This window comes from Roseburia lenta (assembly GCF_014287435.1).
Lineage (GTDB): Bacteria > Bacillota > Clostridia > Lachnospirales > Lachnospiraceae > Pararoseburia > Pararoseburia lenta.
In genome coordinates this window covers 284,237-301,612 of the sequence record NZ_JACOPG010000003.1, presented here as the reverse complement: position 1 = coordinate 301,612, position 17,376 = coordinate 284,237, and the positions used below count along the sequence as shown (strand labels likewise).

Below are 17,376 nucleotides of genomic sequence, written 5' to 3'. Positions count from 1 at the left end.
GTAACATTCCATGATTCCATCTTCCCTATGGACTTTTTCACATCTGTGTATTATATCAGACCCAAAAGTCGAAAATCTCACCTAGATTTTTGTACTTTACTCAATTATAATGGTAACGTAAGTAGAAATTTTAGACTTCGGGGAGATAAAAGTCGATGACACATATTGAAATTACACAAAATTTTATCGAAAATCTGGAAAAAGCAAGAGAAGAACTCGGATGGACACAAGCACAGATGGCGGAAAAGTTACAGATGTCCCTTTCTTCTTATAAGTATATGATATCCGGCAAATCTGCCAAAATCCCTATTTATGTTGCCTATCTGGTCTATCAGACGACAGGGAAATTTTTCTTTGAACTCTGTGGCGACATTGTACCCGAGATGAGTCTTCTCATGGATTACCGTCAACTGTCCAAAGAGCGTCAGCAGGCGATTCGTACCTCTATTGCAATGGAACGCGCGATCGCTGCCCAGTCACCAGAGGCCATCGCCCAAGCAAAGGACACGCCGGAGGAACTCCTGCCGCTTTACACCATCCTTGGCAATATGGAAGATGGCATGTATTACGATACCTCCAATGTGGAATATTTTAATGTAGCACCTTACCGCGCCTTTTATGGGGATGAGATTACCTGTGGTGTGCGCGTCACGACCAACCATTTGCATCCTGCATATCATGCAGGCGATATTTTGTTGGTCTGCCAGCGTCCTCCAAGAGATGGTGACACCGGACTTTTTCTCAACAAGAAAAATCGCCGTTTGTATATCCGGCGATTTCGTCAAACAGAACCCTGCCGTCTGGAACCGATCACCGCGTATGGTGAGCCGATCACAGTCGACAGTTATGATTACAATGATATGTACCAGTGGGTCAAATTCGGTTATGTGGTTGCCAAGATCAGATAATCCGCAACGGCAGCAATGTACTCCGTATTGGTCGGTCTTCCTTTGGATGCCTGTACGGTATAGCCGAAGATCCGATCCATGGTATCCATATCCCCCCTGCTCCAGGCTATCTCAATAGCATGACGTATCGCCCGTTCTACTGTGTAGTTCGACACGTCATGCTTTTTTGCTATCTGTCCATAGACGATCTTTGCCATCTGATGCCTGGTATCCGGTCTGGTCGCCACCATAAAGATGGCCTCTCGTAAATATTGGTATCCACGCAAATGCGCCGGCACCCCCAAGAGGAGCATCAATTCCGTAATGCGATGCTCCAAGGGCTTGCCCGGTGTGTTTTCTTTCGTGCCTGCATTTTCCGAACTCTCCAAGATCAATTCCCGACCCAATGCCGCACGAATGCTTTGAATGATCGTCTCCGAATCAAAAGGCTTGATAATATAATAAAGAGCCCCCAGCGCAAACATTTCTTCTGCTAATGCCCGCCTGTCTGCCGCGGTAACGACGATCACTTTGGTGTCTGGTGATATAGTTTCATCCGATTGCAGTTGCCGCATTACTTCTTTTCCGTCCACCAGCGGCATGATCATATCTAGCAATAAGATCTGCGGTTTGCACCGGCGCACCAAGTCCAATGCTTCCTCTCCATTTCCGGCAGTTCCTGCCAAAACGAAATCATCCTGCGATGCCACGATATTGGATAGCATCTCCACTGTCATCTCCTGGTCATCCGCGATAGCAATCGTAATTTTGTCCATAACGCCCAGTCTCCTTATATCAACTTCATAACCCATGGAAACCTTATCATTTTTTCTCGTTTCCCTCCAGTCTGCATGCGCGAAACCTGTCGTTTTCTGCGTCAATCTCTGCAATCACATCTTATCCGTTTGCCATTTCAAATTTGCGTGCCAACAGTTTTTCTTTAAATTCGGATTGTTTATCCTTGCTCAGATATGCCTTGGTCCCATCACTCATGATGATATTCATACCCTCGTAATTGATGGTCTCATCTAAATTGATCAGATAGGAACGGTGACTCCGGTAAAAGCCGCAGCCCTTTACCAGATCCTCCATCTCATGCATGGTACAAGAACTGATGAAATCCCCCTTTCGCGTGTGGATCAGGATATTTCTGCGGTTCATATTGACATAGATAATGTCCTTTATCAGAATCGGCATGGTTCCGAGTCCTACGATATTAACCTCAATACACCGCTCCTTTTCTTTGGCTTTGCGCACTGCACTCAGCGCCTCCGTGATCTCCGCCTCCATGCAGGCTTTATCAATGTATCGAAAAGCATTGACCACATAGCCTCTGCGGCTCAACTCGGTATGGGAGGTCAGCATGGCTATCTTTGCATATTCGTATTGCTTCTGATAACGTTTTGCTGTCTCAAAACCATCCAGCCCCTCCATTTCGATATCCATAAACAGAATATCGTAATAGGTGTTCCGGTCTAAAAGTTCCCTGCCGCTGGAATAGCGGTCGATATGTGGTGCATCCAGACCATATTTATTCTCGATCACATCTACTGTCTTCTGTTGCCATAGTGGTTCATCGTCCACTACCGCAATCTTCAAGAATTCTGCTTCATATTGCATAAACTTAACCGAACGACGAATCGGGCATCTGCTGTATCATAAAAGATGTGTCCGTTATTCTTACGGACCACCTCGTTGATATTGGCAATCCCAAACCCCTGATGTCGTAAATCTCCTTTCGTTGATACAAACCGATTGTCAGTCCTTTTGATCGGATTGACATAATCATTCTTCACTACAATTAAAATCTGTGTCTCATCATAACGTACGCCGCAGTATATGGTCTTACCGCCCGCTTCTTTCTCTGCATCTATAGCATTGCTCAAAAGATTGGATAAGACGGTACAAAGATCGTAAGCAGACACATAACATTCTCCCGGGAAGTGACCTTCCACCTCCATGGTAATGCCTGCCAGTGCCGCTTCATCATAGTAGCGGTTGATGATGGCGTCCGCTATATCGTTGTTGACGGTCACACGATTGCCAATGGCGGCGATCTGCTCTGTCATCTTGTGAAAATAGGCTTCAAACTCTTCCCGCTTGCCTTCCTCATATAACTGTTTCGCCATAGCCATATGCGACTTGAAGTCATGACGGAAGCGCTTGGTATTCTGCTCGCGCTCACTCAGATACTGATAATGTGCCACTTGTTCTTCCAGATACTTTGTCGCCAGCGCCTGCTGGGTACGGTAGGTGTTGCGCGAAAAATAGAGAGCGATGAGAAGTCCGAGTTGGACGAAGACGCCAAGTCCCATAAGGACGTAGGCGAGTTCTGCTATCCATGCTCGTTCATAATCTAACGCCTTTAATACAAATTCCCCTAAAAAGGTGATACTAAAACATTCCGCAGCCAAGACAATCATAAAAACAAAGATATATCTCAATGGTATTTTCTTCATTTCTGACGCATAATTTTTCAATATATACCAGTAAAGCAGACCTATTACGATCCACAAAATGGTTTGCGTAACAATTTTAACCATGATTTCTGCTACTGAAATAGAAAAGATCGACAGAAATGTAATTGTTGTTACTTTTAACAATTGTGTCATGATACTGATCAACACCATTGCTATTACTGTACTAAATAAGATGTTAATAGGGTTTCCCACTAAGATAATTTTATAGATCACTATGATTGTCACTACATATATGAGCATTTGTTTATTTGCATCTTTCACATACACAGATTCCAGTGTATATGCAAAAATCACTCCTATTGTCCATAATGCCTTTGTCTTGTTCCATTTAAGCGATATTTGAGATATCAATGAGATAATTGTAATAATCAAGCCTACATATTCCACATTGCTAATAAATGAAAAGATGATATTCATTATTTTACACCCTTTTCCCGTTTTCTTAAATTATACCAACAGAACGGAAAAAGGGGTACTAAATTCTACTTACCATGAACAAGATTTTTGATCCAGTTTTCGATAACATCAAACATACTCATAAGTCACTGTCCTCCTTTCAAAAATTCAAGAAGACAATAACTTTTCTTATTACATTACCCAGATTTTTCGCGTCAATGCCTTAATTTTTCGCGCAAAAAAGCCAGCCCCATCGGGCTGGCTTATCATCTCATCATATTCACGATGCTTTTATTTACCTACAACATAATCCTTATATGAGGAATTTACCTTATCCTTATCAGACAGGATCAGATCATCTGCTGTCATACCTTCCGGCATCGGCCATTCTACACCAATATCCGGATCATTCCACATCAGACCACCTTCATCATTTGGATGATAGAAATCGGTTACTTTGTAGCAGAACTCTGCGTGATCGGAGAGAACGATAAATCCATGTGCAAATCCCTTTGGAATGAAGAACTGCTTTTTGTTCTCAGCTGTCAAAGTCACGCCAAACCACTTGCCAAATGTCTCGGAACCCTCGCGGAGATCCACTGCAACATCAAATACTTCTCCGCTGATCACACGCACCAACTTATCCTGTGGATAATTGATCTGAAAATGAAGTCCGCGAAGAACGCCTTTTTTGGATGCTGACTGATTATCCTGCACAAACTGACAATCGATCCCTGCTGCTGCGAAATCATTGTAGTTGTAAGTCTCCATGAAATATCCTCTGTCATCACCGAAAACGGTCGGTTCAATGACCTTCAATCCTTTGATTCCATTGCAATCATCTGTTACTGTTATTTTTCCCATGATTAACACCTTCCTGTGATTCTAGTCTTATCTGCTATCTATTATACAGACACATAAAACGTTCGTCTAGTCTACTTTTCCAAATGTTCGTACTCATAATGCACATGTTGCAGTTCCATCTCAAAATCCTGCCGGTTCTTTCGCGTGATCGTCTGGAGTTGCAGTCCCGCAAAAAAGGAAACCATCGCCGCTAAAATAACAAAGCAGCATACGATCAAAGTCGGAAAACGTTCCACCAGACCTGTATGATTGAACTCAACCAAAACAGGTATCATAAACCCAACGCCTAATACCGCCAAAATCAATGCAATCACGCCAAAGAATGCCATTGGTTTATACGTACGAAACAGGCTTGCAATGGTACGAAGCACTTTAAATCCGTCACTGTATGTATTTAGCTTTGACTCACTGCCTTCAGGTCTGTCTCGATATTCAATAATCACATTCTCTACAAACATATTCTTATCTGCTGCATGAATGCTCATTTCCGTCTCGATCTCAAAGCCCTGGGAGAGAACCGGAAAGGTCTTTACAAATTGATAACTGAATGCCCGATAGCCTGTCATAATATCCTTGATATTGGTGTGGAAAAGGCTATTGATGGAAGATCGCACAATGGAATTCCCAAAATTGTGGAAAGGTCGCTTATTTTCCTCAAAATATGTGGATGAGAGGCGGTCTCCCACCACCATATCTGCATGATGATTTAACACACAGTCCACCATCTCTCTGGCACTCTCTGCCGGATAGGTGTCATCCCCATCGGTCATCACATAACATTCTGCATCAATCTCGCGGAACATACGGCGGATAACATTACCTTTGCCCTGCTGGTATTCATACTTAACAACCGCCCCTGCCTTTCTGGCAATCTCATCCGTACCATCAGAGGAATTGTTGTCAAATACATAAATGGTTGCCTCCGGTAAGGCTTTCTTAAAATCTGTAACAACCTTTTCGATCGTCTTGCTTTCATTGTAGCAAGGTATTAAAACTGCAATTTTGTCCATTTTGGTGTTCTCCTTCTCGTAGAAATATCATTACTATAAATAATGGTAACAGTAATTGTTGGGCAAGTCCATAGCGCGGCCAGTAAGATATTGGCGAAGCTAATATAAGTGTAGCCATAAGTCCAAGCGCCGGTGCAAGCACAGTAAGCCGGCGAAAATCCAAGCGCAACAAGGCAAAAAGAGCCACTCCAATCAATAACCAATGAATATATCCAATTGGTATACATCGTGCTGTATATGGGAACATTTTTGTCAAGAATGAATTATTATCTACCAATTTAGTTTCAATTCCCTCTACCCCCATTCCATACTCAGGATAGATATTTCTTGGCACACCATTCAAGATATTTCCTGTAAATCCATTGACCCACTTCTGATTCACCGACCAAAATCCAAAGGTCTGTAATTCCCACGCTTCAAAACAAATACGCGGATTCTTTCTCAGAATGGATAGATATGTACGAAAAAATCCATCCTCCAGCACTTCTTTTTGAAAATTGGGGTTCCACTTCAGATTATCTACCAAACATGGTGTATAAGCTGACTGATATTCCTCCATAGGTAACAAACGCCCCATATAATCACTGTCTTCTGCAGAAAGTTCTCCGTTCTCAACAACAACGCGTGCCATCTGTGCCAGAAAGATTCCATAACTTTCCGCTTTTTCATCATCCTTTACAATACCATATGCATCATAAACCGGTCCAGTAATAAACTTGGAAGCAATCATTACTATCAAGCATATTACCAATATCTGTATGCCTTTTTGCCTGGTCATTTTTCTAAACAGCAAGAACACTGACAAACATACTATCGCTATTGCAATATAAAAGCCATTATTCCGGCTAAAGATCATAGCCAATACCGAAATTAGTAATAAGATATTTCTTATAATATTTTGTTTTTTGTCTGTTTCTACATATAGTATATCAAATAACAAGATTGTGACGCAAACAATTGTAACTGAGAAAATCGGGTCTTTCCAGATAGCAATCGAATACTGAGCAATATATGGCGAACATCCAAAGACTACAAGCATCAGCCAAGTAAGCCATCGGTTCAATCGAAATCGCGTCCGTATCCATTGAACCATCAATCCAATTCCCAGAGCCATAATTCCCATCTGTATCACAGAATAAATTGCAAGGCCCATTGTCAATCCGCCTAGATGTTGCCCCAAACGAAGGCATAATCGAATGAACAACACATATGCAACCGGATGATGATTGGTAAGCGGTTGCTGTCCCAAGGCTTGCGCAATATTTGCTGTACTGTCGCCAAAGATAAATCCAGGATAATAAACATATAAATATGGTGACCATAGAAGCATCAGGACGATACTACTTACTGTGATTTTCCCCAGTGGAATGCGCTCTCCCGAAACTCCTTTTATTTCAATAGGTCTTTTCTTAATCATTCGTTCACACAATAAGATACCAATGTAAATACAACATGCAAATAATAATCCTTCTGCCAGATCATATCTATGATAACTATCAATTGTGTTCCCTGTACCCTGGTAAACCTGATCAGTAAGATGTATGTGTTTTCCAAGTATAATCACAGCCGACAAGCCAATGGAGAATAGTATTGTTGCAAATTTATCTCGTAATCCAACTACTGATTTTTTGAAATCCATGTATGATTTGTCCCCTCTCTATTTATTTTAGTTGTTGCTTCTTTGTATGTCTGTATGCATCTGATTCTATTAAATAGTATACATATTTATAACCAATTTCTCATAGACAACATTCATCTCATCATGTAAACTACCCTTATACAATATATGAATAGAGGTATTATCATGAACATTCTAATTGCTGGTGCCGCTGGTTTTATAGGAACAAACCTTACATTAGCACTGATGAAAAATCCTGCAAATCACATTACAATTACCGACACAGACACTTCATATTTCACTAATGAGACAATTATTGCTGCCAATAATGTCTCTTGCCTTGCGCTCCACACACAGACACACAACTTCGAGAATATTCTGGAAAATATAGATCTTGTATTTCATCTCGTCAGTACGACAAATCCGTCTTCTTCTAATAATGATATTGAAGCCGAATTAAACGAAAATATTACTTTTTCCACTCGCTTACTAGAAGCCAGTGTAAAGCATCATGTTTCCAAAATTATTTTTATTTCCTCTGGTGGAACCGTATATGGAAATGTCGCATGTCCAATCACAGAAAATGCCCCTACAAATCCCATTACCGCATATGGCATCCAGAAATTGACAATCGAGAAGATATGTCATCTCTACCATTGTATGCATGGGATTGACTATAGTATTTTGCGTCTAGCGAACCCATACGGACCATATCAGCGTCCAAACGGAAAACTTGGTGCCCTCACCACCTTCACTTACAAGGCTCTTCACCAAGAGACACTTCATGTCTATGGAGATGGATCTGTTGTTCGCGATTATATCTATATTGATGATGCCATTGACGCAATGTTAAAAATCGCCTTTGGATCCCCCCAATATCATATCTATAATATTGGTAGTGGCACCGGAACAAGTCTCAACGACTTAATTGATCATCTTCGTTCTGTGCTTGATATCAGAATAGACGTAAATTATGAAAAAAAGCGCAGTGTCGATCTCCCCGCAAATTATCTGGACATCACACGATACGAAACGGAATTTGGTACACTAGTTCACACTCCAATCGATGATGGCATCCGGCGTACTGCTGATTTTCTTAAAGCTCATTCCTAATTTATAAGATTCCTTATACTGCCCAGTAGTTTTCCAATGCCCCAGAAAAGCCACCTACGAGCCATATCAATCAATAAACATCCAAAGAAAACTACTAACATCTTCTCTGCAAACTGACCATATGGTTCAACTGTCTGCAATGCATTCGGTTTCCATATGGTCCAGACCACAGGTCGCAAGAAGTCATTCTCATGTATCATATAAATACCAAAAACTGAGCCCGCAATATATGTCACAAGTTTCGAATAGAAATTGACATTGGCAAAAAAGGCAAACCAGGATAGTGCCCAGATCACGCCAACAAAAGAATACAAAGGCATCAGATACTGTGCGCATCCCAAAATTGAATTATTCTGCCACTTAATCCCCACATAATTGCAAAGTGCCACAGATCCTATGGCTATGCCAAAACAGATCATTCCCACAAGGGCATTCCATACGTTTGCATACTTTTTCTTTCCATATATATGTAAACGATAGTAACCTCCAAACGCATACATGACAAAGAAAAAGTCCACATTGCTAAATTCCCATGATTTATCCAACTGTGTCAGCGTTGGTACAACAGACCAACAAAGGAATAAGATCAGCAGGAGCCGTCTATACTCCTTTTGCGACAACTGATTTAATAAAGGATTGATGTATGGCACCAAAAGATAGAACAGCAAATATGCTATGATATACCAATTTCCCCACAAGGTCGGGAAAACGACCCGCAGCATATTGAAAAAAGAAAATGCCGCCAATCCCTTGTAGGCTAATATTGCAAAGATTACAATCGCATAGAAATATATTTCCACTACTAATTGTAAGATCTTTTTCAAACGTTTCTTTCCGTCATTCCGAGATCCGATCATATAAAAGCCCGTGATCAGCGCAAAAAGATCACAACTCCATGATCCGTACATAGAGACTTGCTCCAAAAAGATGCGTCCCTTGCTGATATTATCCACGCTGACCGGTGCAAATCCTCCATGCACATAATAATGATGTGCAATGATAAGGAACATACCAATGATCTTTAACAAGTCCAAACTGGAATTTCGTTTTTCCCCTTTACTTATCATACTTAACCCCTTTATCTCTTAAGATATTGTTTTGCCATAGAAGCCAATGCCATGAACTCCTCATTGCGCGTTATCACGGAGAGCAAAACATAAATAACAATACCCACCAGAATTTCTACAAACAGTAATGCTATCGTCCCAAGTCCCAATGGTAAATGGGCTACCAACAACACGCCTGCTCCCATAAGGACTGACATAATGGTTGCCGGCAGGCAATCCCATAACTGCTCTCTGATCGAATAATCGACGGTCTTATGCGCCATTACACCATTGATCACAAATTCCAACAAGGTATTTAAAGGAAGCGTCAACGCAATCGCCATCACGCCATATTGCATGGCAATGATGATCGAAAGGATCAGAATTGGCTTCTTGAAGATCTCTGCCTTCAGCATTTTATCACTGTAGCCCATTGCCTTAACTGACTGTAGGGTAATCGTTCCGGGCACTGAAAAAATTGCCTCAATACATACGACCCAGACAAACGGAACCATAGCGATCCATTTCTCCGTATACAAAAAGATCGTCAATGGCTCTGCCACTACTAACAGCCCTGTCATCAAGGGATAAATGATATAGGTCAATACACGGATGCTCTTTCTTGATAAAGCCTTCACTTTTTCGCCCTCGTCATTGATCTTTGACATTCCCGGAAACAGAACACTGATCAAGGAGGTGTAAATATTACTCTTGATCAATGTTGGCAGCTGTTTTCCCTTCGTATAATACGCCAAATCCGCTGACGTGTATTTGGCTCCGATAATGAAATCTCCCAAATTGTTGCATACCGTCCCAAGCAGGTCTGTCATCATAACCTTTCCGCCGTAGCGGATCATAGGCTTTGCCGCTTTCCAGGAGAACATCAGGCGCGGATGCCAGCGAACCGTAACTGCTAAAAACAGGGTGTCAATGATCGTGTTTGTCAGATACTGTGCGATCAATGCCCATACCCCATATCCTTGCAGCGCCATAACAATGCCAACGACAGCAGACACCAAAGTACCTATGATCGTAGAAAAGAAAAAGCGTTTAAAATCCATACGTCTGGAAATGTATGCCGTCTGTATGGATTGATAGGCGGAAATCGGCAGGCGCAATGCAAATACACGCACGGCAGATGTCAATATCGGCATATGGTATGCTTTTGCCATCCAAGGTGCCGCCACAAACAAAATGGCATATAATAAAATTCCCAGACCTAAATTACAATAAAAGATTGTTGAAAAATCCAGTTCATCCGCATCCTGTTTTTGGATCAGGGCTGTATTTAAGCCACTCGTCAAGAAAACATCTGCCACTGTAATAAAGACATTAATGATAGATACAACACCATAATCATCCGGCATCAATATGCGCGCCAATACCAGCGATACGATAAAGGAAACTCCCTGTGCGATAAAACGCTCTGCAAATTTCCATACCATACCTGACATGATCTGTTTTTTCAATGATGGTTCTGCCATACTCTCTTAGATCTCCTGCTCATCTTCTGCTGACACCGGCTGCTGCCCTTGTGCCATTGCATGTTTTAGTTTAATCAAATATCTGTATGCAGCATAATCTGTCGCTTCACACCATTTTTCATGGTTATAAAAGTATTCTTCGTCATGAGGATTTACTTTAAAATATACATCCCCCTTTGCCCTTTTCCATGCATACTCCTGATATGATTTTGTAAAATAGTGATTGATCTGTATCGGAAACTCCGCTGTCGGGATCACATTGACATCCCCAAAACATACTTTGCCAAAAATATTGACCGGAGGAAGATTACGTCTGCCATTGTTGGTCCATAAATTGTGATGCAAATAATCATTCTTCGGCGATTTTTCGTCAAATCCGAATGCCGTATTATAAAAACATTTTCCTACGTCATAATACTTGGACCAGCACACCGTAAAATCTTCTGTGACAAGCCCCTTCACATCACGCGCCATATGCCCTGATGTCCCATACATACGCCAGTATAATTTGACCGCGCCATATTTATTTTCAAATGCCTGTAAGAAATCGTAAATATTATCTGTCTTTCGTGGCACGACAAACTCATCAATATCCACAAATCCCATCCAGCGCGTTTCTTTTGCATACTTATGGATGCAGTCTTTGTACGCCTCTATCTGCGCCTGGTTTTTCGGCCAGTCTACCAGAGTCACGATATTTCTTTTGATATACGGCTCTAAGACTTCACGGTAGTTATCATCAGAATTATTATTGTAAAGATAAAAATGCTCCACCCCCACAATGCGGTGAAACTCAATCCATTCCTTGAGATAAAGGGCTTCATTCTTAAAAATTGCCCCTATAGAGACCTTGTATTGTCTCTCCGCCATATCGCGCTTCTTAGGACTGATCCTCCACGCCCATTGATACAGCATTGCCATCCCCTTATATGCCAGATGCATCCATCTGCCTTGTTTTCCATTCGCCGGCTGATCTAACATCAAATACCGTGTCTGCTTCATTTCTTTTTGCATGATATTCTCCTAAAGCCTGCTCACTTGATGATATGCAATATCCGTCCCGCGGCTTTGAAACATTCTTTTACAATATAGCGCACAGCACTCCAAAATGCTGCACCCTTTTTATAATAAACAACAATAGAATCACTAAAATTACTAAGATCATAAGAACATGGTCGTTTTATCATAACAAACGAAACATAGAATGACATCACCAGATCCAGATTTTCTTTTTTGACCTTTTCAAAAGTCTCCAGTGTAATATCGCCATCCTTATATAATCTTTCAATGATCTTGACATACTCTACTGCAAAAGTATCAAACAGATCGTACTTTCCTTTTTGTGACGCGTTCGGCTCCAGATCCGTAAGCAGTGCTGTATTATCAATAATATACATATCTTTCTTTCTTGCCGAAAAGATCACATCTGTATGCGGAAACATCTTATTGAATGTCTGTGTAAAGTCCAATTCCTCTAAGTCTTTTTTCCAGATCGTCGTACCCGCCGACCAGGAGGACCAATGCGATAATGCCCCCACATACGCGTCAAAATTTTCATAAACCGCCTGCGTCTCTTTTCGTTTTTCCGCCTGATTTAAAAAATAAATGCCCGGACATTTGTCTGTATATTTCTCTGAGAAATCAATAAGATATTGCAAAGCACCTTCTTTTAACGCATACCTGTGATTGATAAATTTGATCATGTTGCCACGCGCTAATTTGAATGCCTCGATCTGGTTCAAAAACTGAACTGCATCTGTTTTTTTATAGATCAGATTCTGATATCTTGCCGCATATTGTTCCATCATGGACTGAAATTCCGGATCGTTGCCATTATCCGTAACGATCACTTCATATTCCGATTCCCGACACCGGCTGGCGTAGATACTATCCAAAACAGGTCTGACCCACTTTACGATACCATTGGTCGGTATACATAAGGAAACTTTGATTTGCTCTGTCATTTAATCTTCTCCATCCTTACCAACTTGTTTTAATACCCGCGCCGGCACACCGCCCACGATAGCATATGCCGGAACATCTTTTGTCACGATCGCTCCTGCTGCGACAAGGGCATTATGACCGATCGTCACGCCATCCATGATAACCGCATTATCTCCAATCCACACCTTATCGCCAATGATCACCGGTCCCTTGCTTGACAGTTCCCGCGCCTCCGGTGCCAGAGACATATCCTCATAAGAAGTGCTTCCATGCTGATGATCGGTAATATAGATCTTGGAACCAAGTAAAACATCGTCACCGATCTCTACCCGGTTCATGGCTCCGATATGCACATAATTTCCCGCCGAGAAATTCTTTCCTATGATGATCTGTGGCTCGTAATGATGGCCTAAATGCTGTTCTACTGCTTCTATACGAAAGCCATCTCCCACAAAAAAGTTTCCATAGGCAGTAATATGCCTGCCGCCAATGATCGAAACCCTGCCATTCGTCCAAAACCTGCCATGCAGTTGACCTATTTTCTTTGCCTGTATAGCGCTATACAGCGCATTACGCACACTACTCAGTAATGACATCTCATCCATTTCCTTTCAGGAGACTATCCAGTTTTATCATCATTTTGCTCTTTAGCACTTTGTCCAATGCAAAAACTAATATCCGTGCGACAAAATAACTCCGATATGTATGATGCTTTGCCAGCGAATGTAGGATATACCGCTGCATAGGAAACTTTTTCTGCGCATAACCTGCCACCTGCATTGCATCCTCAAAATCATAGCAATAGATATTCTGTGCATAATATTGAGGGATATCGGAAAATGTTTCCCTGCGGTAAGGGCTGCACAGATTGAGTATGGCATCTACAAACACCTTGCAGTTGGTAACCTGACGGGTGTAATTTTTTATCTCCGGTGACGCATCTGTCAGTGCGACAGACGCACAGATATCATCTACCCACTTTCGCTGCTTTTGTCCCATATCGTCAATATATTTTCTGGCATGAGACTCCGATGCCATATTGATATACCAAAGATATCCTCTATACTTTACCGTACATACTTTTTTTGCGACGGATAACAGGTGTACGATCATGAGGAGATCATCTTCATAACTCACATATGCATGAAAACGTAAGTGATACTGCTCATAAAAAGATCTCCGTATCAGGGCTTTCCAAATACTCGGATGACGGTTTACACTACTCATTGCAACCGGTATATCATAGCCTTCAAAAATAACCGGATATAAAAGTTGCGTTCGGATCTCATCCTCTGTAAATGTCGCATCCTCAAAACTTTCAAATGGAACTACACTGCCATTGACCATCTGACCGGTACTGCAAAAACACAGATCCGCCTTTTCTGCATCCAGACGTTCCACCATATGTTCATACATCGCCGGCTGCACAAGATCATCTTGATCGCAGACACAGATATATTCTCCGGTGGCTCTTTCTATTCCATAATTACGCGCATCCGGAATACCACCATTGTCCTTATAAAAAGTCTTTACCCTGGCGTCTTCCTGACTCAGTTTCTGGCAGACTGCCAGACTATTATCCGGGCTTCCATCAACAACCGCTATGATCTCAAGATTCTGGTATGTGCTATTTAAAATTGTACGAATCGTTTTTTCTATATACTTTGCCCCATTATAAACAGGGATCACTACACTAACCATATTCCACCTATATCAATGAAACCAGCCAACACAATGCACCATCCAGATGCAACCTGATACTTCCCATAAATACGGCAACACCTATCTTGTTCATCAGGCTCGGCCCTTCCAGTCCCCGGATCCTAAAATATGGGTTGCTCTTTATATCCGGGAATTTTTCGTACATATCCTGTAAGACAAAAGCATGCATTTCTTTCATCAATGCCGGCTTTGCCCCTCGTCCATAATGTAAAAGTGCATCCGTCATCGTAGAAACATAAGCATACTCTACCAGATAGCGCTGTTCTTCCTCCAACGACTCCATAGGGTATCTGTTCATCAAGCGGGCAAACATATCCGCTGCCACTCTCTCGAAATGTTTGTTATAACGCAATGCCCCCGTGGTAGACTTGGGATTATACAGATAATTATATCCAAAATAATGAATGAATTTTGTCCTTGCCTTGCTACAATAAAAAGATAAGGTAAAGAATATATCCTCACCTATACGTTGATCCGTAAAATCTATCCGGTGCTGTAATATAAAGTCTTTTCGGTACATCTTACAACAGGCTACCGTGTAGCACACGCGCGTAAATTCACTCTCTATAATATCGTGGTCTACCGTTTTATCCGGCATAATACGTTTAAAGCCGGCAACCACCACATCGTAGTCTTCCTCCTGCACCTCGCGCATAAAAGTTTCCAGATAATCCTGATCCAGATAATCATCACTATCAAGGAAAAAGATATACTCGCCCTTTGCCATAGCGATGGCACGCATCCGGCTCTGGCCCTGTCCAATATTTTCTTCATTGCAGATGTAATGCAGTTTTTCCGAGTATTTCTTCCCGTATTCTTCCAAAATACGCTGACTGTCATCCGGGCTTTGATCATTCACGCATATGATCTCATAATTGTCATAGGTCTGCTGTAAGGCACTGTCTAAACACTTTTCCAGATACGCCTGTGCATTATAAACAGGAATGATAATGGTTGCCATCGGCTTACGATCCATTATACTTTTCTCCTCTCGCATAAAACTTGTTGATCAAATGCGCGATCCCACTTGGCCAGAACTTCAAGAACATTTCCAGATCTTCTCCACCACGTTTATGCTCATTGATCAACTGCGAAGTCGTCGATTCTTCATGCAGTCTGTGCAACATCAGCGGCTCCGGAATGTATAAGAACTCACCGCGTTCCCGCGATATGCGCTCCCAGGTCTCCCAGTCCAGATTGCTTTTCAAGCCCACTTGAAATACCGGCATTTGCAAATTATCCATCGCATAAGTGACTGCCGGACAGCAAATAGAATTGCCCAATGACATACAACGCCGCCGGATAAACTTACTGCCGGAAAATTCTTTGATCCGCATTGGTAATAACATGGTCTTCTTTATGTTGATCAAGGGTGACGCCCATATTTTCTGACCATTTCGCAATTCGCCATATCCCGAAAAAGCGATCAAGGGACGCTCTGCCTGATCTAACCGACCTATGATCTTCTCTGCATATGCCGGTTCGTAGATATCATCCTGATGTGCGATCGTTATATATTTGGCATCGCACTGAGACATAGCGAAATTCCAATCCTGCGCGATCCCTCCCTCGCCCTCATTCACATACAGGGGAAGGTTATATTTCTCTGCTAATGTTTTGATATATACACATGGTGTTGATGTCACCATCTTAATTGGTGATTGTATCGTCTGGTTTTTCAAAGACCGGATACATTCTTCTAGATACGGACTTTCCTTATAGGCACAAATCACAAAATTATGTTTGTCCATTACTTTTCCTCATCCTCTTCCTGATGTGTTCGAATCGCAATTTCCCCAGCCAGTGTCGTACATTTATCCTCGAGCATAGAGACGCGGAGCGCCAATGAAAAAATACATAACAGTAAGATGGCAATAAAAATCAAAAATACCATATTGGCTGCTGAGTCGATACCTAAGATGCCCGCGATCCACATCGGAACACTTGGAAAAATTCCAAATATCGCGATCAAAAGTGCGATCAACATCCATACCAGAGCATCTTTCATTTGAATACGCGACTTGCGGATAGACTTCACAACAAACATGAGCATTGCAAGCGCGCCAATAAGCAATAAAATTCTAAGAGCAACTGACATTACAAGACCTCCTTTTTCCGAACCCATTGCAATACGATAATATTCATTACAACTGTTGCCATGTATTTGATGGAATTCCAAAGATTGAGATAACTTGTACCAAACATGCGCTCATCCATCTCCACCTGGACTTCTTCTACTTTTGCCCCACATCCGATCAGGTATGCCAAAGTGTCCGGTTCCGGTGTATATGCCACATCATATCCAACCAATTTGATCATGCGTTTATTATACATGCGAAGTCCGGATGTCGGATCTGTGATGGTCTGATGCGTGCGCATACGGATCAAAGATGTGATCAGACGGCTTCCCATCATACGTGCACTATGATCCTTTTTCTGCTCACAAAAACGCGAACCGATGACAATGTCTGCATCTGTTTCCTGCATTTTTGTCAGCATCTTGTCAACTGACTCCGGTCTGTGCTGACCATCGCCGTCAAACTGTACAACATAATCGTAGCCCTTTGCATTCGCATAACGGACACCACACCGAAAGGCTCCGGCAAGTCCGGTATTGACCGGAAGATCCAGGTAATTGTAGCCTCTGTTATACAGGATCTTTCGCGTATCATCACGACTGCCGTCATTGATGACCACATAGTCAAACTGCGGATAATTTTCTATTAAATTGTCCACGACACGTTCAATATTCTCTGCCTCATTGTAGGCAGGGATGATCAGTAATGTGTTGTTCATCTTTAATGATCGTCTC

General features: G+C 41.9%; 18 protein-coding genes. 2 read left to right on the top strand and 16 right to left on the bottom strand.

Annotated elements, in window-relative coordinates; genetic code table 11:
• The first annotated feature begins 155 nt into the window (after positions 1–155).
• Entirely contained in the window at positions 156–908 is a 753-nt protein-coding gene (locus H8R94_RS08835) for a helix-turn-helix domain-containing protein (RefSeq protein ID WP_186854443.1), read from the top strand.
• On the opposite strand, the gene spo0A is transcribed toward H8R94_RS08835, so the two are convergent.
• From spo0A to H8R94_RS08805, 6 genes are all read right to left on the bottom strand, one after another.
• On the bottom strand, positions 884–1,663 hold the full coding sequence (gene spo0A, locus H8R94_RS08830; protein ID WP_186854442.1) for a sporulation transcription factor Spo0A: 780 nt from the start codon (positions 1,661–1,663) through the stop codon (positions 884–886). The genes H8R94_RS08835 and spo0A overlap by 25 nt on opposite strands.
• Before the next feature lie 121 nt (positions 1,664–1,784).
• Positions 1,785–2,486 (bottom strand): LytR/AlgR family response regulator transcription factor, encoded by a 702-nt coding sequence (locus H8R94_RS08825; RefSeq protein WP_158573051.1) that lies wholly within the window; start codon positions 2,484–2,486, stop codon positions 1,785–1,787.
• Complete coding sequence (locus H8R94_RS08820; RefSeq protein ID WP_186854441.1) at positions 2,483–3,430, bottom strand: sensor histidine kinase; 948 nt, start codon at positions 3,428–3,430, stop codon at positions 2,483–2,485. The genes H8R94_RS08825 and H8R94_RS08820 overlap by 4 nt, the downstream gene beginning before the upstream one ends.
• A 624-nt stretch (positions 3,431–4,054) precedes the next feature.
• The gene (gene rfbC / locus H8R94_RS08815; protein WP_118281601.1) at positions 4,055–4,627 is read right to left on the bottom strand and encodes a dTDP-4-dehydrorhamnose 3,5-epimerase; all 573 of its coding nucleotides are present in this window, start codon (positions 4,625–4,627) and stop codon (positions 4,055–4,057) included.
• A gap of 71 nt (positions 4,628–4,698) precedes the next feature.
• A complete protein-coding gene (locus H8R94_RS08810; RefSeq protein WP_118281600.1) occupies positions 4,699–5,637 on the bottom strand; it encodes a glycosyltransferase family 2 protein in 939 nt (312 codons plus the stop codon).
• Positions 5,600–7,276 carry a DUF6020 family protein gene (locus H8R94_RS08805; protein ID WP_186854440.1) on the bottom strand — a complete coding sequence of 559 codons (1,677 nt, stop codon included), beginning with the start codon at positions 7,274–7,276 and terminating at the stop codon, positions 5,600–5,602. Before H8R94_RS08805 ends, H8R94_RS08810 begins: the two co-directional genes overlap by 38 nt.
• Before the next feature lie 165 nt (positions 7,277–7,441).
• Here H8R94_RS08805 and H8R94_RS08800 point away from each other — a divergent pair, with 165 nt between their 5' ends.
• Complete coding sequence (locus tag H8R94_RS08800; protein WP_118281598.1) at positions 7,442–8,368, top strand: NAD-dependent epimerase/dehydratase family protein; 927 nt, start codon at positions 7,442–7,444, stop codon at positions 8,366–8,368.
• Here H8R94_RS08800 and H8R94_RS08795 read toward each other — a convergent pair.
• From H8R94_RS08795 to H8R94_RS08750, 10 genes are read right to left on the bottom strand one after another with little or no spacing between them, the layout of a single operon-like run.
• Positions 8,365–9,435 (bottom strand): acyltransferase family protein, encoded by a 1,071-nt coding sequence (locus H8R94_RS08795; RefSeq protein ID WP_118281597.1) that lies wholly within the window; start codon positions 9,433–9,435, stop codon positions 8,365–8,367. The genes H8R94_RS08800 and H8R94_RS08795 overlap by 4 nt on opposite strands.
• Positions 9,436–9,446: 11 nt before the next feature.
• Positions 9,447–10,898 carry a lipopolysaccharide biosynthesis protein gene (locus H8R94_RS08790; RefSeq protein ID WP_186854439.1) on the bottom strand — a complete coding sequence of 484 codons (1,452 nt, stop codon included), beginning with the start codon at positions 10,896–10,898 and terminating at the stop codon, positions 9,447–9,449.
• A 6-nt stretch (positions 10,899–10,904) separates the two neighbouring features.
• Positions 10,905–11,912 carry a glycosyltransferase family 92 protein gene (locus tag H8R94_RS08785; RefSeq protein ID WP_186854438.1) on the bottom strand — a complete coding sequence of 336 codons (1,008 nt, stop codon included), beginning with the start codon at positions 11,910–11,912 and terminating at the stop codon, positions 10,905–10,907.
• Between the two features lie 20 nt (positions 11,913–11,932).
• The gene (locus H8R94_RS08780; RefSeq protein WP_186854437.1) at positions 11,933–12,862 is read right to left on the bottom strand and encodes a glycosyltransferase; all 930 of its coding nucleotides are present in this window, start codon (positions 12,860–12,862) and stop codon (positions 11,933–11,935) included.
• Positions 12,863–13,438, bottom strand: coding sequence for an acyltransferase (locus H8R94_RS12295; RefSeq protein WP_147403375.1), 576 nt, complete (start codon positions 13,436–13,438; stop codon positions 12,863–12,865).
• A 1-nt stretch (position 13,439) separates the two neighbouring features.
• Positions 13,440–14,543 (bottom strand): glycosyltransferase family A protein, encoded by a 1,104-nt coding sequence (locus H8R94_RS08770; RefSeq protein WP_118281592.1) that lies wholly within the window; start codon positions 14,541–14,543, stop codon positions 13,440–13,442.
• A gap of 7 nt (positions 14,544–14,550) precedes the next feature.
• Positions 14,551–15,540: a glycosyltransferase family 2 protein gene (locus H8R94_RS08765; protein WP_186854436.1), complete on the bottom strand. Its 990-nt coding sequence runs from the start codon at positions 15,538–15,540 to the stop codon at positions 14,551–14,553.
• A complete protein-coding gene (locus tag H8R94_RS08760) occupies positions 15,530–16,315 on the bottom strand; it encodes a glycosyltransferase family 2 protein (RefSeq protein WP_186854435.1) in 786 nt (261 codons plus the stop codon). The genes H8R94_RS08765 and H8R94_RS08760 overlap by 11 nt, the downstream gene beginning before the upstream one ends.
• Positions 16,315–16,662 (bottom strand): DUF2304 domain-containing protein, encoded by a 348-nt coding sequence (locus tag H8R94_RS08755; protein WP_186854434.1) that lies wholly within the window; start codon positions 16,660–16,662, stop codon positions 16,315–16,317. Before H8R94_RS08755 ends, H8R94_RS08760 begins: the two co-directional genes overlap by 1 nt.
• Positions 16,662–17,360 carry a glycosyltransferase family 2 protein gene (locus H8R94_RS08750; RefSeq protein WP_186854433.1) on the bottom strand — a complete coding sequence of 233 codons (699 nt, stop codon included), beginning with the start codon at positions 17,358–17,360 and terminating at the stop codon, positions 16,662–16,664. Before H8R94_RS08750 ends, H8R94_RS08755 begins: the two co-directional genes overlap by 1 nt.
• Positions 17,361–17,376 lie beyond the last annotated feature (16 nt).